Origin of the sequence: Sphingobium xanthum (assembly GCF_019737615.1) — a bacterium.
Classification (GTDB): Bacteria; Pseudomonadota; Alphaproteobacteria; order Sphingomonadales; family Sphingomonadaceae; genus Sphingobium; species Sphingobium xanthum.
This window is the reverse complement of the sequence record NZ_JAHKKS010000010.1, coordinates 100,050-120,174: the sequence shown is the minus strand read 5'-3', so window position 1 is coordinate 120,174 and position 20,125 is coordinate 100,050. Positions and strand designations below refer to the sequence as shown.

Sequence of the window (20,125 nt, the reverse complement as noted above, 5' to 3'; positions counted from 1 at the left end):
TCAGTAGACCACGACGGAGCGGATGCTCTTGCCGGCGTGCATGAGATCGAAGGCGGTGTTGATCTCCTCGAGGCCCATGAAGTGCGTGATCATCGGGTCGATCTCGATCTTGCCGGTCATGTACATGTCGACGATCTTGGGGACGTCGGTGCGGCCCTTGGCGCCGCCGAACGCGGTGCCGCGCCAGTTGCGGCCGGTGACCAGCTGGAACGGGCGCGTCGCAATCTCCTTGCCCGCCTCGGCCACGCCGATGATGATCGAGGTGCCCCAGCCGCGGTGGCAGGCTTCGAGCGCCGTGCGCATCACCTCGGTATTGCCGGTGGCGTCGAAGGTGTAGTCCGCGCCGCCGTCGGTCATCGCAACGATCTTCGCGACCACATCCTCGCGGCTCATGCCCTTGGAGTTGAGGAAGTCGGTCATGCCGAACTTGCGGCCCCATTCCTCACGGTCGGGATTGATGTCCACGCCGATGATCTTGTTGGCGCCGGCAAGGCGCGCGCCCTGCAGCACATTGAGGCCGATGCCGCCGAGGCCGAAGATCACGACATTGTCGCCGACCTGCACCTTGGCGGTGTTGATCACCGCGCCCACGCCGGTCGTCACGCCGCAGCCGATATAACAGCTGGTCTTGAACGGCGCGTCCTCGCGGATCTTGGCGAGCGCGATCTCGGGCAGCACGGTGAAGTTCGAGAAGGTCGAGCAGCCCATATAATGGAAGACCGTCTGGCCCTTGTAGCTGAACCGGCTCGTGCCATCGGGCATCAGACCCTTGCCCTGGGTCGCGCGGATCGCGGTGCAGAGATTGGTCTTGCCCGAGAGGCAGGACTTACACTGGCGGCATTCCGGCGTGTAGAGCGGGATGACATGGTCGCCCGGCACGACCGAGGTCACGCCCGCGCCCACTTCGCGCACGATGCCCGCGCCCTCATGGCCCAGCACGCTCGGGAAGATGCCCTCGCTGTCCAGCCCGTCCAGCGTATAGGCGTCCGTGTGGCAGATGCCCGTCGCCATGATCTCGACCAGAACCTCGCCAGCCTTCGGCCCCTCAAGGTCCAGCTCCACGATCTCAAGCGGCTTCTTCGCCTCAAAGGCGACGGCTGCGCGCGTCTTCATCTCTTCTCTCTCCCGCTCTCTCGGCGCCCAGCGCCCGGAACTGAGTGCTTGTTGGTCGCTCGCGTCGATTCGGGCAACCCCAAAGGCCGGGCGCCCGCATCGTCGGCCTTGCCTGCGCGCGCGGGCCGGCTACACTAGAAACTAAACATGATAAGGAGTTGGAGTGATGAGCGAGGCAAACAAGGATCTGGCCGCCCGCGTGCAGGCACTGGAAGACCGCATCGAGATCGAGGAACTGTTCCACGCCTATTTCGGCTATGGGCGAACGCCCAGCCACGGCAGCTTCGCCGACTTCTTCGCCCACGAGTTCCATCTCGACATCAACGGCTGGGTCTGCACGACGCGCGATGAAGTCACCGACCTCTACAAGAAGGTCTCCGCCGACAAGCCACGCCTCACCGGCAAGTTCCACATGCAGCTCTCCAATTTCATCATCAAGGTGCATGGCGACACGGCGACCTGCCAGCTGCTCTGGACCCAGCAGCTCAACGACACGATCAAGGGTCCGCCCCGCTATATCGAGCAGGGCCGCGAATATGACTGGCTGAAGCGTATCGATGGGCGGTGGAAGATCACCAAGCGCGTCGTGATCGCCGATTCCGGCTGCCCGGACATTTTCGACCAGACCTGGACGCCGCGCCTCGACTTCTCGTTCGACAAGGCGGCCTGAGGCATCTTGCCGCTCTCGCCCTTGCGGGCGAGAGCGAGCGACATTGCAATCAGTAACCGACAGTGAAGCGCTGGTTCTTGTGCTCGGGGTTTTCGATCTCGTCGAGCAGGGCGATGGCGAAATCCTCATAGCTGATCGAGCTCTTGCCGTCCGCTGCCGTCAGCAGGTCGTCCTTGCCGAGGCGGAACTCGCCGGTGCGCTCGCCGGGGCCGAAGAACATCGAGGGCGAGAGGAACGTCCAGTCGAAGCCCTGCCCTGCCTTGAGCTGATCGAGGAAGTCGCGCGCGGGACTTGCTTCGACCGCGATGAAGTCCGGGAAGCCCGGCGTGTCGAGCAACACGACGCCCTCGTCATTCTTCAGGCTCGCGGCGCCGCCGACCACATAGAGGTTCGCGCCGGCCTTCTTGGCAACGTCGAACAGATTCTGGAAATTCAGCGACTTGAACGGCATCGAGAGGATGACCGCATCATGGCCGGCGATCTTGGCGGCCGTGGCATCGACATCATCGACATCCGCCTTCACCCAGGTGACGCCATCGCGCGGCGCTTCGCTGTCGGCACTGCGCGACAGGCCGGTGACCGTGTGGCCGCGGCTGGTGGCTTCATCGACAAGGCGCTTGCCGGCATTGCCCGTGGCGCCAAGGATCGCGATCTTCGACATAAATATTTCCCTCTCCAATGGGACGCGCCAAGGGGGAAGGCGCCATCCAAGTTGACTTTACCATCTTGAAGCCAATCAATCGAAAGACAAGAGCCGCACCGACGGCCTGCCTCTCGACCAAGGGGCTTCGACAGACCGCAGCCTTCTATCGTCCGGCCGGTCCGGCTCGAAGCGCTGTTCTTCTTTCCGCCACAGGAGGAAAAGTTCGGCCGATTCAGCGCTCGAGTTCAAGCTTCTCAGCCATATTCGGATCGTCCGCCGCCATCTCGATGGCATGCGAGGTGCGGAACGGCTGGTTGGGATGCGGCGCGGTCAGCAAGGTCCACTGCGCCAGATCGCAGCCGAACTGGATCGGCCGCTCGGGCAGGCCGGTGTCGGCGATCTGCTTCTTCGTGATCGCCTCCAGCGACGGCGGACGGATCGAGAGATAGAAGATCGTCTGCCCTTCCTCGGCAAGCTTCTGCACCGTCTCGATCGCGACGGGATTGGGCTTCACTGCGTCGAAGCCCGGCTTGAAGAACAGCGAGCCCTGCTCGAACAGGAAGCCGTCCACGCTGATGAAGAAGACGCGGCGCCCCTGCAGATAGTCGCGCCATTCATGGACCGTGCCCCAGTCCTGATATTGCTTGATGCGCTGGATCCGGAACACCGATCCCTTCAGCGCGAGATAGCCGATGATCTCCGAGAGATAGAGCTCGTTCGCCGAGAGGCGCGGCTCGCTCATCAGCTCGTCATAGGCGCCGAGAAACTCCTTGGGGCTGCTGAAATAATAGCCGCCCACGCTGAACAGGTCCGAGATGACCTGCTTCTCGCGGAAATTGACGATCACGTCTTCCTGATCGACCTGGACGTAGCTCTTGTTCTGCGGATTGACCTGGGTGAAGCTGGAGAGCGAGGCGACGCAGACATAATTATAGGCTTGGTAGAGGTGCGGCACCTCGAAATAATTGTCGCTGTCCTTGACCATGAAGGGCTCGTCGATCCCGCTCTTGAGCAGGGTCTGCTGCACCGTCTCGGACTGGCTGCGCGTCGGCTCGTCGAGAATGACGGTGTTGACCTCCTGCCCGAAGGCGGCGCGCAGGCCGGCCCGCGCCTGAAAACGCTCCTCATGTTCGGCGAGGATCGTGAAGATGAAATCGTCGACCTTCGCGCCCAGCCCCTGCACGGCCTTGTAGACCATCGGCAGCCCGTCATTGTCCGGCAGCATCCACTTGGGCGCCATATTCGGAAAGCGCGAGGAACGGCCGGCACAGGGAACGATAATCTTCATCGGGTCACCTTCGCTATGAGCTGGGACATTTGATTGCGGTCGGGCGGACTGCCAGGCGGATCGTTACTGTCCCCTGATGACAGTCCAATATTCATCGGCAACGTCGTGATCGACTTCTATCGGCAATCTGCTTTCATAGAGGCGGTCGCAGCCGTCCTTACGCGGTCCCGAAATCCAGAAATGCTTGCCGGTTTCAACATCGAAATAGTTGGCCTTGAAGCCATATCCTCCAAGCCTCTGTAACGTCTTGCCCGCATAGGTCACAGACCGCCCCGACTTCGAAAACGATACCAGACCGATGCGAGCCGGCCCGTTCAAGCCCTCGCTCTTGTCCTCGATGTACATGATGCGTGTTTTGACCGCGCTCATCACAAATGCTCCAGCGCCGCCAGCCCGCATTCGGTCACGCGCTTGCTGACGAAGGCGCGGTCTTCCTCGGTCTTCGCGTAAGGCAGGATGCGCGCAAAGGTAAGGCCGAGCAGGATGTAATGGCGGGCAGGATAGGCAGGGTCGAGCCGCGTCGCCGCGCCATGGAAATATTGCCGCAGCCACCAGGTGACGCCCCTTGCAAGAGGCCGTCCGCGATGCGCGTGCCAGAGGCCCTCGCATTCCTGAAACAGCTTGGACCAGTCGACCATATAGTGATCGAAGGGCGACGGGATCGTGTCGATCAGCCAGAGCGCGCCGCGCCGGTCGACCAGGATATTCTCGAAGGTGAGGTCGCCATGCACCGCCGTCGGCGTCTCGTCGGCAACGATCACATCCAGCTTCGCCACGGCCGCCAGCAGCGGCGCCAGCGCCTCCTCGTGCCGCGCGCCCGTGCGCTCGGCGATCTGCGCCATCTTCTCGACCAGCAATTGCTTGCGCGGCGGCAGCGGCGCGTCGCCCACCGGCGGCGAGGCCGCCAGCCGCTCCATCAGCCGCTCGACCCGCTCGGCGAACTCGGCGACCCCGTCGAACGTCCCGTTGGAGAGGAAATTGATCGCGTCGCGCGACGGGATGAACGCCATGTCGAAATAGAAGAAGCCCTCGCTCTCGCCCATGTCGAGCACTTCGGGCATGGCCGCGCAGCCCTCGACCAGACCCGCCAGCGCCTTCTGCCGCACTGCCTGATCGCGCAGCGACGCATTGGCGTCCGCCCGGTTCGAGACCTTGCGCACGAAGGGCTGCGCACGATCGCGCACCAGCGCCACGGTCGCGCCGGAAAAGCCGGAGAGCGGGATCACTTCCTTGAATGCCCGCAGCGCCGGATGATCGGCGCCGCTGAGATCGAGAGGGACGTGATTGGCCATGGTCATGCTGCGTTCGGCGCGTGAATGACGCCGGCTTGCGTCACGTCGATGACGCTCATGCCCGCCGCCGTGCCGGAGAGGATGCCGGCCTGCGTATCCTCGAACACGATGCAGCGCTCCGGCGCCACGCCCAGCGCGGCCGCGCCCATGAGATAGGGCTCCGGATGCGGCTTGCCCTGCGTCACGTCATCCCCACTGATCACCGCGCCGAAATACTCCCGCCAGCCCATCGTCGCCAGGATCGCCTCGACACCATCGCGGTTGCCGGAGGAAACGAGCGCGATGGCCTTGTTTCCGGCATGCCGGGCGAGCAGTGCGGACGCCGCAAGCGACGGCGCTTTCTGCGTAGCGAGCACTTCCTTAAATCTGACCTTCTTTTCGCGATGGATGGTCGCGATCATGTCGTCGTCGATCGTGCCCATGCCCGCGGCGAGCGCGAAAGCCGGAATGGCAACCCGCGCGGGCGGGCCGACATTGGCGATATAGTCGTCCATCGTGAAGCGATGGCCCATCCCCTCGAACACGGCGGCATAGGCGAGGCTATGCAGCGGCATCGTGTCGACCAGCGTGCCGTCCAGATCGAACAGCAGCGCCTCATAGGCATCGAGATTGCATGCGAGCGGCCAGACAGCCTCATCGAGTCCGGACGAAAGCGACGACATGGCCAACCATTGACTCCCACACGAGCTTGGCAAATAACCTAATATGTTGAAAATGAAACGGTGTCAAACAACCGACTTGAAGTATAGTTAACAATATTCCGGCATCGCGCCGCACCATCGACAAATTCTCCGCTTCGATCTGAGGAACAGAATGACAGTAAATAAAGTCAATTCGCCACAGATTTTGGTCGATCAGCAGATCGACGCCGCACAAAATTTCACGGAAGACGGCAAGCACATCGAAGCGCTGGAGATTTACGAAAAATTATTTGCGGATGGCCCGCGCACACAGGCGCTCTACGATGGCGCTGCTCGCTCGGCGACGGCCGCGCTGCTCGACGGCACCTTCAATGAGGACTGGCGCCGCGCCCGGCGCGACGCGCTCTTCCGTCATCTGATCCTGCAAGCGGAGCGGTTCGACGCGCCGCCCGCTTTCGCGTTCCAGATTGCCCGCAGCCATTCGAGCGGCGGGAAGGATGTCTATGCCAGGACCGCCGCCGAGCTGAAGCCGGTCCTCACCGCGCTCAGGGACGAGGGGCTGCGCGACCGCAGCTTCCTGCTCATGGTCCTGCTGCTGCGCGCGCCGCTGCACGACTGGATGGATCAGGCCGCCCTCACGCGCTGGCATCTCGATCTGCTGCCCGATTTCGATGTGGGCGACATGGCCATCCCCTATAATGTCATGTTCGAGCGGCTGAGTGCGGCGCGCAACGTGGCCGATATCGCCAGCATGATCGCGAACACCCAACCCGATGCGCTGGCGCGCCGCTTTCCGCCGTGGAAACTGCTGCGCTTTCACTGGATCACCGGCTCCAGCCGCCTCGAGGCCGTCATGCCGGAGCTGCTCGCCGAATGGCGCGCGGGCAAGTCGACCTCGGACGAGGATCTGGCCGCGCTGCGCTCGCTCGCCCTGCGCCTGTTCGTCACGCAGAAGCTGTCCGGATCGCCGGGCGACGGCCTCGACCAGTTCGTCGCCGAATGGACCCCGATGCACCCGCCCCGCACGCGCGCCAGCGCTGCCGAAAGCGCGCGGGCCAAGCTCGTCTCGCGCCACTGGCAGGCGATCCATGCCGGGTTCGATCTCGTGCGGCGCCGTGCGCCCTTCCTCAAGGTCGGCAAGCGGCGCCCGCGCGTCGCGCTCTGCGTTTCCGGGCAATTGCGCGGCTATATGCGTGCCTTCCCGACCTGGCGCGAAAGCCTGCTCCGCGATATCGACTATGAAGTCGTCGTGCATAGCTGGGAGAAAGTCGGCCGCTCGGGCGCCGAGCCTTATCGCGCCTATCTGCCCTTTGCCGGCGGCACCTTCAGCGAAGCCTATCGCGCGCAGGCGCACCGCGCCGGCATGCCGGAGATGCACAAGCGCTATCCGGCCCTGTTCGCGGCGCTCCAGCAGGGCGGCATCGTCACGGCGGGCGAGCTTGGCGCCTTCTACGGCACCGATCATGTGGTGCTGGAGGATGACGCCGGCCCTGCCTTCCAGGGTTGGTCGAACAGCCGGAAGATGCACTACAAGGTCGCGGCTGCAGCGGGCCTGCTCGATCGGCTGGCCGGCGAGCACGACCTCGTGCTGCGCGTGCGGCCGGACAAGCAGCTCGGCCTCATCGCCTTCTCTTGGGGCGACATGCTCAAGGCCACCAGCGCCGCGCCCGTCATCTATGCAGACGGTGCCATGGGCCAGCAATATGGCAGCCTCCTCATCGGCGATCAGGTCGCGCTCGGCGAGCCCAAAGCCATGGCCGTTTATGCCGACACGCTCAATCTCGTGCCTCGTCTCGCCACGCAGCATCTCACCGGATGCAAGCCCGAGTTCGAGGGCCATGTCAGCCTCGCCCAGACCTGCTGGCATGCCGGCATCGAGGTGCATCGCCTGCCGGTGAAGATCGGCCGCCTGATGGAAGCCGAGCCCATGTCCGCGCCCGACATCGCCGCCGCACTGGAACAGGATGCCGCCGGCCGCATGGACGGGATGGATCAGGCGTTGCTGGCTGCGATCCGAACCGATCTGGGTGCAGGCAACTAACCCACTCCTCGCCTTTCCCCGTGCAGACGGGAAGACGGTCTCCCGCGTTCGCGGCCCGGACGAAAGAGAGGCCAAACGCGGCCTACTGCCCCGCCGCCGCCTCGCGCGCTTTCACCACATCGTGGAAAATCCGCGTCGCCACAACGGCGGAGGGCCAGCCCACGTAGAAAGCGAGATGGATCATGATTTCCTCCATCTCCTTCATAGTGATGCCGTTCTCCAACCCGAAACGGACGTGGTTTTCGAGCTGCGCGTGGCGGCCGGACGAAATGAGCGCGGCGATGGTGAGCATGGAGCGATCGCGTGGGGCGAGGCCCTCGCGCTCCCACACTTCGCCATAGAGCACCCGGTCGGTGATCTCGACGAAGTCGGGCGCGACAGCCTTGAGTTCATCGCCCTTTGCGGCGCTCGGCCTCCTCATCCATCCTTCTCCTCTTCCCGGTTATAATGGCCATGTCCCGGCTTGAACGTCTTGCTGTCGAGGAACTGGCTGAGGCCCTGCTCGCGGCCCTTTTCCTTATCGACGAAGGTCGTCTGGTCCGCCTTCGCCGTCAGATATTCAGCCGCCTGCTCCCAGTTCAGCTCGCGCGAATATTTGTACGCCATGCGCGCCTGACGCAAGACGGTCGGATTCTTGTCGATGAGGATCTTCGCCAGCTCGCGGGTGCGCGCCTTGAGCTGGTCCTTGGGCACGGCTTCGTTGACCAGACCCAGCTCCTTGGCGCGGCGGCCATCGAACTTCTCGCCAGTCATCACATAATAGAGCGCCTCGCGGTCGCCCATCAGGGTCGAAATCGCCTTGGAGACCACGCCACCGGGAATCACGCCCCAGTTGATCTCGGAGAGGCCGAACACCGCATCTTCGTCCGTAATGGCAAGATCGCAGCAGATGAGCGGGGTGAATGCGCCGCCGAAGCACCAGCCATTGACCATCGCAATGGTCGGCTTGGCGTAATACATGAGCGTGCGCCACTGCCAGGCCCGGGTTTCGCGATAGGCACGGTGGCGCTCGACATCGGAAATGCCATCAGTCGCGCGGAAAAAGTCCTTGAGGTCCATGCCGGCCGAGAAGGCGTCGCCGCTGCCGGTCAGCACGATGCACTGCGCGCGGTCGTCGATCTCCAACGCGTCGAACACCTCGTTCATCTCGCGGGCGAGGCCGACGCTCATCGCGTTGCGCTTCTCGGGACGGTTCAGATGCACCCAGGCAATGCCGTCCTCGAATTCGACTTTCACGGTATCGCCGCCGGGTATTGGTTTCTCGCTCATGATGCTGCTCGTTCCATTCTCGGGTCGGGTGAAGCTCAGGCCGTGACGATCAGGGCATCGAGGGCGATCGCCCCCTGCCCCTGCGCCAGCACCATGAGCGGGTTGATGTCGATTTCCTCGATGCCGATGCCGGCGCGCATGGCGGCCCCGACCTTGACCACGACGTCGGCCACGGCATCCACGTCGCGCGCGGGCTGGCCACGGAAGGGGCCGAGCAGCTTGGCGCCGCGCAGACCCATGATCCGCTCGACGGCGCGGGCATGGGATATGTCAGCCGGCAACAGTTCCGCCGCCTCCAGCGCCTCGATCCAGACGCCGCCAAGGCCGGCCAGCACGGACGCGCCCCATTGCGGATGATGCCGCGCGCCGACGATCATCTCGAGGCCGGGGGACGACATCTGCTCGACCAGCACGCCATCGATCTGTGCGCCGCCGATATTGGCGATCAGTCGATCCCAGCCGGCGCGCAGTTCCGCCTCGTCGCGCAGATTGAGGATCACGCCGCCGACATCGCTCTTGTGCGACAGCGCGACGGCCTGGGCCTTCAGCACCAGCGGGAAGCCGATGCGGCCGGCAAGGGCGAGCGCCTCTTCGACAGTTGTCGCAAGCCCGCCCTCTGGCACGCGGACGCCTATCGTCCGCAGGAAATCCTTGCCGAGATACTCGGGCTTCACGCCCGGCGCTGCCCAGCCGGACAGGCCCGTCGCGGCAGGCGTGCGATCATCGACATTGCGCAGCGCGGCGGCATAGCGATTGATGGCGGCGAAAGCGCGCATGGCCCGCTCCGGGGAGCGGAACAAAGGCGTCTCGCTCTCGCGCATGACCGCCAGGAATTCGGGATCGAGCGGGGCCTCGTCGCCGGTCAGCGCCATGATGACGGGCTTGCTGGCCGCCTGCGCCACCGGGATCACCGCGTCGGACTTGGAGCGCTGCTGCGGCGGCGCGCCGCTCGCCATCGGCAGCAACACGCCACTCACCGCCGGATCGTCGAGCATGATCTCGCTCGTGTCGCCATAAATGGCGCCGCTGACGAAGCCGGTCGTGCCGACATCGAGCGGATTGTCGATCTCCATGCCCGGCAGCTTCTCGCCGAGCCGCGCCAGCGTCGCCTCGCTCACCTGCGCCAGCGGCAGGCCGATATCCTCGGCAAAGTCGAAGCACATGCCGCGGATCGCGCCGCTGTTGGTGACGATGGCGAGGTCGCCCGCCACGGGGCTGGGATAGCGATGCAGGATAGCGAGCGTGTCGAACAGCTCATCCATCGTGTTGACGGCCACGACCGCCTCATTCTCCGCCGCCGTGCGCATCAGCGCATAATCGCCGGCCATGGCACCAGTGTGCGAAGCCGCCGCCGCCATACCACGCTGGCTGCGGCCGGGATGCAGCATCACGATCGGCACGCCCGCCGTCCGCGCGCGCCGCGCCGCCGCCAGGAAGCGCTCGGGATCGCGGATCTGCTCGGCATAGAGCCCGATCGCGTCGGCCGTGCCCGCCGCGATGATGAAATCGATGAGGTCGCTGCCGTCGATCACAGCTTCATTGCCGGTCGCAGCAGACAGCGAGACCGAGATGCCGCGGCCCTGCATCGCGGCGCGGATGTTGGACGCGGTCGCGCCGCTCTGCGCGATCACGGCGACGCTGCGCCGATTGCCGAGCGGCGCGGGCTGCACCGGCTCGAAGGTGAGCGCGATGCCATCCACGAAATTCGCATAGCCGAGGCAATTCGGCCCGAGCAGCGCCATGCCAGCCTCGCGGCAAACCGCCGTCACGCGCTCCTGCGCCAGCCGGCCTTCCTCGCCCGCCTCGGCAAAGCCGGAAGCGAAGACGATCACGCCGCCGACGTCGTGCCTGGCGCACGCCTCGACCATCGGCAGGATCGCGCCGCCCGGCACGTTCAGCACGGCGGCGTCCACGCCCATCGGCAGGTCGTCCGCCGACTTGATGCAGAGGTGTCCGTTGATCTCGTCGCGCGTCGGGCTGATCAGGTGGATGGTCCCGTCGAAAGCGAAACGCTCGACATTCGCCAGCACCACGCCACCCATGGTCCGGGCATCGGGCGAAGCGCCGGCAATCGCGATGGAACGGGGACGCAAGAGACGCGCCAGCGCGGCACTCATGGCTCCCGAAGCAGGCGCATCGATCCTCACATCCATGTCCGGCAAACCATCCTCCGTCCAGCCAGGCGCTTTTTGCGCCTTGTTTGACACCTGCCCCACCGGGTCCAATGCCGATTGTGAGAGCGTGCGATAGGATCACGCTATGAGTCTGGATCGCACTATCCGATACTTTCTAGATATACGCCAGGCTGATATTCCAGACGGGAGGGCAGGCCATACCCTGCACGATGACCGCGAGGCCGAACGCTTCAATAAGCGTCGATCTCCTTGAGCGCCTCGGCGACCAGTGCCCAGGTCTCCACGCCGCCCGCGATGCCCATGTACATGGTCGTCTGCAGGATGGTTTCTTTGATGTCGTCCTTGGTCGCGCCGCAGGTGATCGCCATCTTGGTCAGGCGCTTGACCGGCGTGTGCCGATTGAGTGCGGAGACCACGGCAAGCGTGATGAGGCTGCGTTCGCGCAGGGTGAGGCCGGGTCGCGTCCAGGTCTCGCCGAAGCAGGCGCGCGTGACATAATCCTCCAGCGGTGCGTTGAAATCATCGGCTTCCTCCAGCCGCGACACGGCCGCGTCGCCGAACAGCTGGCGGCGCATTTCCTTGCCGGCCTGGAAAGAGGGATCGTCGGTCTTGAGGAGGCTCATACACTTCGTCCTTTCGGCGTTGCGGGCGACAAGCGCCCTCGGAAACTCGCATTTCGCCGCGGCAGGGCATGTCCGGTTGGTCCGGTGCAACATCCTCTCGCCGCGTGGATCTGTGTCGCCTTCTGAGAGGCGCCGGACTGCGATATGAACGCTTGGCTTATGGCAAATGCGGTGCCATGCTGAATGGAGTTTGTAAATAGCAACTGCCAGCCTAGCCGCAAACACGGAGACGGATGATGAAAAGACCCTCGGGCGGACGCGGCAAGGAACTCGCCGCAGTGGCGCCGCTGCTCAACGAGATCACGCAGGACGTGCTTTACGACAAGGTGTGGGAACGCTCGCAGCTTTCCAAGCGGGACCGCAGCCTCATCACCATCACCACCCTGATCGCGCTCAACCGCAATCAGATCGAGGGTCATATGGAGCTCGGCATCGAAAATGGCCTGACTGTCGAGGAGCTTGGCGAGGCAATCTCGCATCTCGCTTTCTACGCCGGCTGGCCTTGCGCCGTGAACGCCGCCCGCGCGCTCATGAACGTCGCGCAGAAGCATGAGGGGGCCTCACGGGACGATTGAGGCACGTATGCGGGTGGAGGAGCTGGTCGCCCCCGACATCGCCGGCGCGCTGGAACAGGACGCCGCCGGCCGCATGGACGCGATGGATCAGGCGCTGATGGCCGCGATCCGGACGGATCTGGGTGGGGCGGACTGAACGGCCACCGGGCGCCCAGCCCTGGCGCGCCATCCGGCCTTGCCGTCTATGCGCTGATGAGCGACCCCGCCGCCAATCCCGCCCTGATCCGGGCCAGCAATGGCAGGTCCGCGAGTTGCGCCCGCTCCCCGTGAGGCGCGAAGACGAACCCGATCTCCCGCTGCAGGTCGAAGCCCGCCAACTGGGGCCAGGCGATGCCGGCGCGCCGATAGCTCTCCGGCATCACCGTCAAGCCCAGCCCCGCCGCGACCATCGCCATCACCCGCTCGTCATTGGTCGAGCGCATCGCGAAGAAGGGTCGCACGCCGCGCTCGGTAAAGTGCCGGCTGGTTGCCGCGAGCGCCTCGCAATGGCGCCGCACGATCATCGTCTCGGCGGCGAGCGCCTCCGCAGCCACGCTTTGCGCGCCCGCCAGCCGATGCCCCGCCGGCAGCGCAAGCCGGTAGCCTTCCGCGACAACCGACTCCTCGGCGAAGCGCGTTTCACCCGGCCGCACCAGCGACACAGCGAGGTCGATCCGCCCGCGCGCAAGATGGCCCTGCAGGTCGCGCTCATTGCCCTCGATGATCTCCACCTGCATGCCCCCCTCATCCGGCCCTGCCCCGGCCACGGCTGCGGCCAGGCAATCGGTGGGTATACTCAGCAGCCAGCCGATGCGCAGGCGCCGGACCGGTTCGGCCTCCGCAAGCACCCGTTCGGCGAGATTATATTCACTTTCGATCCGCCGGGCGTGGACCAGGAAGCGCGCTCCCGCTGCGGTCAGTTCGACCCGCTGGCTTGAGCGCAGGAACAGGGGGGCGCCGACCTGCCCCTCCAGCTTGGCAACGCCCACCGAGAGCGTCGGCTGCGAGACGTTGCAAAGCGCCGCCGCCCGCGAGAAATTACCCTGATCGACCACAGCGAGGAAATAGCGAAGCAAATAACGATCTAGCATAGAAATTTTCTATACGATGCCGCGATCAATTTCAATTTTTCTAATAGACCGGGAAGGTGTATCAGCCGCGACTAAGGAGAGGCCGATATGGATCAATTGGATTTCTCGCTCGGCGAGACCGCGGACATGATCCGTGAAAGCTGCCGGCGTTTCGCGACCGATCGTATCGCGCCCATTGCCGCGCGAGTCGACCGGGAGGACTGGTTTCCGACCGACCTCTGGCCGGAAATGGGCGACCTCGGCCTGCACGGCATCACGGTCAGGGAAGAAGATGGCGGACTCGGCCTCGGCTATCTCGAGCATGTCATTGCCTGCGAGGAAATCGCGCGCGCATCCGCCTCGGTCGGCCTCAGCTACGGCGCCCACTCCAATCTCTGCATCAATCAGATCGCCCGCTGGGGCAATGCTGAGCAGAAGGCGAAATATCTCCCCGGCCTCATCAGCGGCGCACATGTCGGCAGCCTCGCCATGTCGGAGGCCGGCGCCGGATCGGACGTGGTGAGCATGAAGCTGCGCGCCGAGGGCGTGCAGGGCGGCTATGTGCTGAACGGCACCAAATTCTGGATCACCAACGCACCCTACGCCGAGACTCTGGTGGTCTATGCCAAGACTGACGCAGCCGCCGGCTCGAAAGGCATCACTGCCTTCCTGATCGAGAAGGGCATGGAGGGTTTCTCCATCGGCCAGAAGATCGAGAAAATGGGCATGCGCGGCTCGCCCACGGCGGAGCTGGTGTTCGACGATTGCCACGTGCCCGAGGCCAATGTGATGGGCGGGATCGGCGAAGGCGTCAAAGTCCTCATGTCCGGTCTCGATTATGAGCGCGTCGTGCTCTCGGGCATCCAGCTCGGCATCATGCAGGCCTGCATCGACACGGTCCTGCCTTATGTCCGCGAGCGCAAACAATTCGGCAAACCGATCGGCGCCTTCCAGCTCATGCAGGCCAAGATCGCCGACATGTATGTCGCGCTCAACTCCGCCCGCGCTTATGTCTATGCCGTCGCCAAGGCGTGCGACGCGGGCAAGACCACCCGCTTCGACGCCGCCGGCGCGATCCTCCTCTCGTCGGAAAACGCCGTGAAGGTCGCTCTCGAAGCCGTCCAGGCCCTCGGCGGCGCGGGCTACACCACCGATTGGCCGGTCGAGCGCTACCTGCGCGACGCCAAGCTGCTCGACATCGGCGCCGGCACCAACGAAATCCGCCGCATGCTCATCGGCCGGGAACTGGTGGGGGCCGAGGCGTGAGCGGCCGACCCAATAAGCCCCTCCTCTTCAGAGGAGGGGGAAGGGGTGGTGACGATGCGCAGCATCGTTCGCGCAGCGACCAGTCCGCACCGTCCAGCACCACCCCAACCCCTCCTCTAAAGAGGAGGGGCTAAGAAGCATGAGCGGACCCGTCCTTCCCACTGCCATCGACCCCACCAGCGAAGAGTTCGCCGCCCGCGCGACCCACAACAAGGCCCTGCGCGATCGCCTCTACGCCGACGTCGCGACCGCGGCCCAGGGCGGCGGCGAGCGTGCGCGCGAGCGCCACACATCGCGCGGCAAGCTGCTCCCCCGTGAGCGCATCGAGCGGCTGCTCGATCCGGGCAGCCCGTTCCTGGAGATCGGCCAGCTCGCCGCGCATGGTCTCTACGACAATGAAGTGCCCGGCGCCGGCATCGTCGCGGGCATCGGCCGCGTCTCCGGCCGTCAGGTGATGATTGCCTGCAACGACGCCACCGTTAAAGGTGGCACCTATTATCCGCTCAGCGTGAAGAAGCATCTGCGCGCGCAGGAGATCGCCGCGGAGAACCGCCTCCCCTGCATCTATCTCGTGGACTCGGGCGGCGCCAACCTCCCGCACCAGAGCGAGGTCTTCCCGGACCGCGACCATTTCGGCCGCATCTTCTTCAATCAGGCGAACATGTCCGCGCAGGGCATCGCGCAGATCGCCTGCGTCATGGGCTTCTGCACCGCGGGCGGCGCCTATGTGCCCGCCATGTCGGACGAGAGCGTGATCGTGCGCAACCAGGGCACGATATTCCTCGCCGGTCCGCCGCTAGTGAAGGCTGCCACCGGCGAGGAGATCAGCGCCGAGGATCTGGGCGGCGGCGAGCTGCACGCCCGGCGCTCCGGCGTCGCCGACCATCTCGCCGAAAATGACGAGCATGCGCTGACAATCGTGCGCGACATCATCAGCCACCTCCCCGCCGACCGCGCGCCCGACATCCCGCTCATCGCCCCGCGCCCGCCGAAGTACGATCCGCAAGAGCTCTACGGCATCGTCCCTCAGGACGTCCGCGCGCCCTATGACGTCCACGAGGTCATCGCCCGCATCGTTGACGGCAGCGAATTCCACGAGTTCAAGGCGCTCTACGGCTCCACTCTCGTCTGCGGCTTCGCGCATATCTGGGGCATGCCGGTCGCGATCCTCGCCAATAACGGCGTGCTGTTCTCGGAAAGCGCCGTGAAGGGCGCGCATTTCATCGAGCTCGCTTGCCAGCGCCGCACGCCCCTGCTGTTCCTCCAGAACATCAGCGGCTTCATGGTCGGTGGCAAATATGAGGCAGAAGGCATTGCAAAACATGGCGCAAAACTGGTCACGGCCGTCGCCACCGCGCAAGTCCCCAAGATCACCGTGCTGATCGGCGGCAGCTTCGGCGCCGGCAATTACGGCATGGCCGGCCGCGGCTATTCCCCGCGCTTCCTCTTCTCCTGGCCCAACAGCCGGATCAGCGTCATGGGGGGCGAGCAGGCCGCGAGCGTCCTCGCCACCGTCCACCGCGACGCCGACAAATGGACGCCCGAGGAGGCCGAAGCCTTCAAGGCCCCGATCCGGGCGAAGTTCGAGGAGGAAGGCGACCCCTGGCACGCCACCGCCCACCTCTGGGACGACGGCATCATCGACCCCGCCCAGACCCGCGACGTCCTCGGCCTCGCCTTCGCCGCAACGCTGAACGCACCGATCCCGGAGAGGGCAGCCTTCGGGCTGTTCCGGATGTGAGGGGCATGGGCATCGCCCTCACTCCCACCCGTCATGCTGAGCTTGTTTCAGCATCCATTCGGACCTGCCGCAGGAAACCCAAGGCCGATCGCGAGATCGACCCATTCCGGATTGTCACTCTCAATCAGGTTGATCTTCCACTGCCGGTGCCAGCGCTTGAGCTGTTTCTCGCGCAGGATCGCACCTTCCATGGCGCCGAAGAGTTCGTAGCGGACGAGATGGTGAACGCCATGTCGGCTCGTGAAGCCGGGGACCGCGCCGGTACGGTGCTGGTAAAGCCGGCCAATAAGGTCAGATGTAACGCCGATATACAGCGTTCCATGGCGCGCGCTTGCAAGGATGTAGACGCAGGGCTGCTTTTCCATTCGGGATCAGAAGGTGCCGCACGATGGATGCTGAAACAAGTTCAGCATGACGATTTTGAGGATAAGCATCGCCCAAAAACCAACGTCATCCTGAACTCGTTTCAGGATCCATTCCGGCCTGCCGCTGCGATGGAGGACCGACGCCCATGATCACCTCCCTCCTCATCGCCAACCGCGGCGAGATCGCCTGCCGGATCATCCGTACCGCGCGCCGCATGGGTATCCGCACCGTCGCCGTCTATTCCGACGCCGACGCCAATGCCCGCCATGTCCGCAGCGCCGACGAGGCCGTGCATATCGGCCCCTCCCCGGCCCGCGAGAGCTACCTCGTCGGCGACAAGATCATCGCCGCCGCCAAGGCGACCGGCGCGCAGGCCATCCACCCCGGCTACGGCTTCCTCAGCGAGAATGCCGACTTCGCGCAGGCGGTCGCCGATGCCGGCCTCATCTGGGTCGGCGCCACGCCGCATTCGATCCGCGCCATGGGCCTCAAGGACGCCGCCAAGTCGCTGATGCAGGCGGCCGGCGTCCCCGTCACGCCCGGCTATCTCGGCGAGGACCAGTCGCCCGACCGGCTCAAGAGCGAGGCGGACGCCATCGGCTATCCCGTTCTCATCAAGGCCGTCGCGGGCGGCGGCGGCAAGGGCATGCGCCGTGTCGACGCGCCCGCCGATTTCGCCGACGCCCTCACCTCCTGCAAGCGCGAGGCCGCCGCCTCCTTCGGCGACGATCGCGTGCTTATCGAGAAGTACATCCTCTCGCCCCGCCACATCGAGGTGCAGGTCTTCGGCGATACGCACGGCAACATCGTCCACCTGTTCGAGCGCGACTGCTCGCTCCAGCGCCGCCACCAGAAGGTGATCGAGGAAGCCCCCGCGCCGGGCATGGACGCGGCCACGCGCGAGAGCCTCTGCGCCGCCGCCGTCCGCGCCGCCAAGGCGGTGGACTATGTCGGCGCCGGCACGATCGAGTTCATCGCCGATGCCAGCGCGGGCCTCTCCGCCGACCGCATCTGGTTCATGGAAATGAACACGCGGCTTCAGGTCGAGCATCCCGTGACCGAGGAGATCACCGGCGTCGATCTGGTCGAATGGCAGCTCCGCGTCGCCAGCGGCGAGCCGCTGCCGAAGCGGCAGGACGAGTTGTCGATCAATGGCTGGGCGATGGAGGCGCGGCTTTATGCGGAGGACCCGGCTGTCGGCTTCCTGCCGAGCACGGGCAAGCTCGAGACACTCGACATGCCCTCCTCCGTTCGTGTCGAGACCGGCGTCGAAGAAGGCGACACCATCTCCCCCTTCTACGATCCAATGATCGCCAAGCTCGTCGCCCATGCACCGGAACGTGATGAAGCATGCGATCTGCTGTCGGACGCCTGCGCCCAGGTGCTGTGCGCTCCGGTCAAGTCGAATGCCTGGTTCCTGAAGCGGCTTCTCAGCCATCCCGGGTTCCTCGCCGGCGACGTGACCACCGGCTTCATCGCACAAGACGAAGACGCCCTCACCGCCTCGCCCCAGCCGAGCCCAACGCTGCTGCAGGAGGCGGCGGAACGGCTCATCTTCGATGGCTGGAACGAGACGTCCGAATGGCGACCGCGCAGTCTCGATCGCACGCGTGGCCTGATCGGCTTCCGGCTGAACGCCGCGGCCGAAACGCGGGTGACGATCTATCGGGACAATGAACTCATCGAGCCATTCTCCTATGATCTCGCGCTCTATGACGGCGCCACAATTTACGAAACAAGCACGGGTTCGGTCCTTGGCGGGCGGGATGCCATCTACTTCGAAGATGGCGCAGCGTTCACGTTCACGCGTTCCGCGCAGGTCGGTGCCGCCACCGATGCCGGCAGCGGCGCCATCCTCGCTCCCATGCCCGGCCGAGTCATCACCGTGGAGGTGACCGAGGGCCAGAGCGTAACCAAGGGCCAGAAGCTGCTCACGCTCGAAGCCATGAAGATGGAGCATACGCTCACCGCGCCCTTCAACGGCACGGTCGCCACCCTCAGCGCCGCGCCGGGCGCGCAGGTTCAGGTCGAGGCGCTGTTGGCGCGCATCGAGCCGATCGCTGAATGATCGAACCGCCAATCCCAAGGATGAAAGCCCACCCATGACCGCCCGCTATTTCAACCAGCTCGCTATCGGCGACCACATCGTCCACCCGATCCGCCGCACGGTCACGGAGACGGACAACCTCCTCTGGTCGGCCATGACGCATAATCCCCAGCCGCTGCATCTCGATGCCGAGGCGGCCAAGGCGACAGAGTTCGGCCAGATCCTTGTCAACTCGACCTTCACGCTCAGCCTCATGGTCGGCCTCTCGGTCGAGGGCACGACGCACGGCTCGCTCATCGCCAACCTTGGTTTCGACAAGATCGTGCTGCCCAAGCCGGTGTTCATCGGCGACACGCTGCGCTGCGAATCCACCGTCACGGCCCTTCGCGAGAGCAACAGCCGCCCCAATGCCGGCATCGCGACGTGGGAGCATCGGCTCTATAATCAGCGTGACGAGATCGTCTGCCAGGGCCTGCGCACCGCCATGCTGCTGCGCGAACGCGCCGCATGAGGCATTTGCGCTCCCTGCTGTTCGTCCCCGGCGATCGGCCGGAGCGCTTCGCGAAGGCGGCGGCGAGCGGCGCGGATGCGATCATCCTCGATCTGGAAGACTCGGTCGTGCCGGATCGCAAGGCCGGCGCCCGCGCTGCCGTCGCGGAGTATCTCGCGAGCGCCCGCGATCTCCCCGTGATCGTTCGCGTCAATCCGCTCTCCAGCGAGCATGTCGATGCCGATATCGATTGCCTACGCGCCGTCGCGCCGGATGCGATCATGCTGCCCAAGGCCGAAGGCGCAGCCTCGATTGCGGCGCTGGATGCCCAGCTCGGCGACATCGACCCGCCGATCCTCCCGATCGCGACCGAGACGCCCGCCGCCATCTTCGAGCTCGGCTCCTATCGCGCCTGTGCGGATCGGCTCGCGGGCCTCAGCTGGGGCGCGGAGGATCTGCCCGCCGCCATCGGCGCCGCCACCTCACGCGAGGAGGACGGCCGCTACACACCCCCGTTCGAGATGGTGCGCAGCCTCACCTTGTTCGCGGCGCATGCGGCCGGGGTCCCCGCGATCGACACCGTCTTCCCCAACATCTCGGAGCTGGACGCGCTCGGCGCCTATGTCGCCCGCGCGCGGCGCGACGGCTTCACCGGCATGCTCGCCATCCACCCCGCGCAGATTCCGGTCATCAATCTCGGCTTCACCCCCGCTGACGACGAGATTGCCCGCGCTCGCACCGTCGTCGATGCCTTCGCGGCCCAGCCCCAAGCCGGCGCCCTCGCCCTCGACGGCAAGATGATCGACCGCCCGCATCTGGTGCAGGCCCAGCGCATCCTGGCGCTCGCGGAGCAACGCCGGGATCGGTCGTCCTGAA

21 protein-coding genes are annotated in these 20,125 nt (G+C 65.2%); 9 read left to right on the top strand and 12 right to left on the bottom strand.

The genetic code is table 11. The features are described from left to right. On the bottom strand, positions 1 to 1,113 hold the full coding sequence (locus KM135_RS15880; RefSeq protein WP_221715014.1) for an S-(hydroxymethyl)glutathione dehydrogenase/class III alcohol dehydrogenase: 1,113 nt from the start codon (positions 1,111 to 1,113) through the stop codon (positions 1 to 3). Positions 1,114 to 1,279: 166 nt separating this feature from the next. On the opposite strand from KM135_RS15880, the gene KM135_RS15875 reads away from it, so the two are divergent. Continuing rightward, positions 1,280 to 1,783 carry a nuclear transport factor 2 family protein gene (locus tag KM135_RS15875; protein ID WP_221715013.1) on the top strand — a complete coding sequence of 168 codons (504 nt, stop codon included), beginning with the start codon at positions 1,280 to 1,282 and terminating at the stop codon, positions 1,781 to 1,783. Positions 1,784 to 1,832: 49 nt separating this feature from the next. On the opposite strand, the gene KM135_RS15870 is transcribed toward KM135_RS15875, so the two are convergent. The 5 genes from KM135_RS15870 to KM135_RS15850 form a co-directional block, all read right to left on the bottom strand. Further along, positions 1,833 to 2,444, bottom strand: coding sequence for an NAD(P)-dependent oxidoreductase (locus tag KM135_RS15870; RefSeq protein WP_221715012.1), 612 nt, complete (start codon positions 2,442 to 2,444; stop codon positions 1,833 to 1,835). Between the two features lie 214 nt (positions 2,445 to 2,658). Next, positions 2,659 to 3,714 (bottom strand): glycosyltransferase family protein, encoded by a 1,056-nt coding sequence (locus KM135_RS15865; protein ID WP_221715011.1) that lies wholly within the window; start codon positions 3,712 to 3,714, stop codon positions 2,659 to 2,661. Between the two features lie 63 nt (positions 3,715 to 3,777). Beyond that, complete coding sequence (locus tag KM135_RS15860; RefSeq protein WP_221715010.1) at positions 3,778 to 4,083, bottom strand: 1-deoxy-D-xylulose-5-phosphate synthase; 306 nt, start codon at positions 4,081 to 4,083, stop codon at positions 3,778 to 3,780. Beyond that, positions 4,083 to 5,006, bottom strand: coding sequence for a phosphotransferase (locus KM135_RS15855; protein ID WP_221715009.1), 924 nt, complete (start codon positions 5,004 to 5,006; stop codon positions 4,083 to 4,085). Before KM135_RS15855 ends, KM135_RS15860 begins: the two co-directional genes overlap by 1 nt. Positions 5,007 to 5,008: 2 nt before the next feature. Beyond that, a complete protein-coding gene (locus KM135_RS15850; protein ID WP_221715008.1) occupies positions 5,009 to 5,668 on the bottom strand; it encodes an HAD family hydrolase in 660 nt (219 codons plus the stop codon). A 151-nt stretch (positions 5,669 to 5,819) separates the two neighbouring features. Between KM135_RS15850 and KM135_RS15845 the strand changes: the two genes are divergently transcribed. Next, positions 5,820 to 7,688, top strand: a complete 1,869-nt coding sequence (locus KM135_RS15845) for a hypothetical protein (RefSeq protein ID WP_221715007.1) — start codon at positions 5,820 to 5,822, stop codon at positions 7,686 to 7,688. Between the two features lie 82 nt (positions 7,689 to 7,770). Here the strand turns inward: KM135_RS15845 and KM135_RS15840 are convergent, their stop codons facing one another. The 4 genes from KM135_RS15840 to KM135_RS15825 form a co-directional block, all read right to left on the bottom strand. After that, a complete protein-coding gene (locus KM135_RS15840) occupies positions 7,771 to 8,109 on the bottom strand; it encodes a carboxymuconolactone decarboxylase family protein (protein ID WP_221715006.1) in 339 nt (112 codons plus the stop codon). Next, a complete protein-coding gene (locus KM135_RS15835) occupies positions 8,106 to 8,957 on the bottom strand; it encodes a p-hydroxycinnamoyl CoA hydratase/lyase (protein WP_221715005.1) in 852 nt (283 codons plus the stop codon). Before KM135_RS15835 ends, KM135_RS15840 begins: the two co-directional genes overlap by 4 nt. 35 nt (positions 8,958 to 8,992) lie before the next feature. Beyond that, on the bottom strand, positions 8,993 to 11,074 hold the full coding sequence (locus tag KM135_RS15830) for an acetate--CoA ligase family protein (protein WP_221715004.1): 2,082 nt from the start codon (positions 11,072 to 11,074) through the stop codon (positions 8,993 to 8,995). A gap of 248 nt (positions 11,075 to 11,322) precedes the next feature. Beyond that, a complete protein-coding gene (locus tag KM135_RS15825; RefSeq protein ID WP_221715003.1) occupies positions 11,323 to 11,715 on the bottom strand; it encodes a carboxymuconolactone decarboxylase family protein in 393 nt (130 codons plus the stop codon). 233 nt (positions 11,716 to 11,948) lie between these two features. On the opposite strand from KM135_RS15825, the gene KM135_RS15820 reads away from it, so the two are divergent. Next, on the top strand, positions 11,949 to 12,290 hold the full coding sequence (locus KM135_RS15820; RefSeq protein ID WP_246606216.1) for a carboxymuconolactone decarboxylase family protein: 342 nt from the start codon (positions 11,949 to 11,951) through the stop codon (positions 12,288 to 12,290). A gap of 13 nt (positions 12,291 to 12,303) precedes the next feature. Further along, complete coding sequence (locus KM135_RS20050) at positions 12,304 to 12,426, top strand: hypothetical protein (RefSeq protein ID WP_281422187.1); 123 nt, start codon at positions 12,304 to 12,306, stop codon at positions 12,424 to 12,426. 46 nt (positions 12,427 to 12,472) lie between these two features. Here KM135_RS20050 and KM135_RS15815 read toward each other — a convergent pair whose 3' ends face one another. Beyond that, positions 12,473 to 13,360: a LysR family transcriptional regulator gene (locus tag KM135_RS15815; protein ID WP_221715002.1), complete on the bottom strand. Its 888-nt coding sequence runs from the start codon at positions 13,358 to 13,360 to the stop codon at positions 12,473 to 12,475. A gap of 87 nt (positions 13,361 to 13,447) precedes the next feature. On the opposite strand from KM135_RS15815, the gene KM135_RS15810 reads away from it, so the two are divergent. Both KM135_RS15810 and KM135_RS15805 read left to right on the top strand, forming a co-directional pair. Continuing rightward, the gene (locus KM135_RS15810; protein ID WP_221715001.1) at positions 13,448 to 14,605 is read left to right on the top strand and encodes an isovaleryl-CoA dehydrogenase; all 1,158 of its coding nucleotides are present in this window, start codon (positions 13,448 to 13,450) and stop codon (positions 14,603 to 14,605) included. A 139-nt stretch (positions 14,606 to 14,744) separates the two neighbouring features. Further along, positions 14,745 to 16,346 (top strand): carboxyl transferase domain-containing protein, encoded by a 1,602-nt coding sequence (locus KM135_RS15805; RefSeq protein ID WP_221715000.1) that lies wholly within the window; start codon positions 14,745 to 14,747, stop codon positions 16,344 to 16,346. Positions 16,347 to 16,393: 47 nt separating this feature from the next. Here the strand turns inward: KM135_RS15805 and KM135_RS15800 are convergent, their stop codons facing one another. Continuing rightward, entirely contained in the window at positions 16,394 to 16,711 is a 318-nt protein-coding gene (locus KM135_RS15800) for a GIY-YIG nuclease family protein (RefSeq protein WP_221714999.1), read from the bottom strand. 146 nt (positions 16,712 to 16,857) lie between these two features. Between KM135_RS15800 and KM135_RS15795 the strand changes: the two genes are divergently transcribed. The 3 genes from KM135_RS15795 to KM135_RS15785 are packed head-to-tail and all read left to right on the top strand — an operon-like array spanning position 16,858 to position 20,124. After that, positions 16,858 to 18,780 carry an acetyl/propionyl/methylcrotonyl-CoA carboxylase subunit alpha gene (locus KM135_RS15795; protein ID WP_221714998.1) on the top strand — a complete coding sequence of 641 codons (1,923 nt, stop codon included), beginning with the start codon at positions 16,858 to 16,860 and terminating at the stop codon, positions 18,778 to 18,780. Positions 18,781 to 18,814: 34 nt separating this feature from the next. Continuing rightward, the gene (locus tag KM135_RS15790) at positions 18,815 to 19,270 is read left to right on the top strand and encodes a MaoC family dehydratase (protein ID WP_221714997.1); all 456 of its coding nucleotides are present in this window, start codon (positions 18,815 to 18,817) and stop codon (positions 19,268 to 19,270) included. Next, positions 19,267 to 20,124 carry an HpcH/HpaI aldolase/citrate lyase family protein gene (locus tag KM135_RS15785; RefSeq protein WP_221714996.1) on the top strand — a complete coding sequence of 286 codons (858 nt, stop codon included), beginning with the start codon at positions 19,267 to 19,269 and terminating at the stop codon, positions 20,122 to 20,124. Before KM135_RS15790 ends, KM135_RS15785 begins: the two co-directional genes overlap by 4 nt. Position 20,125: the final 1 nt, after the last annotated feature.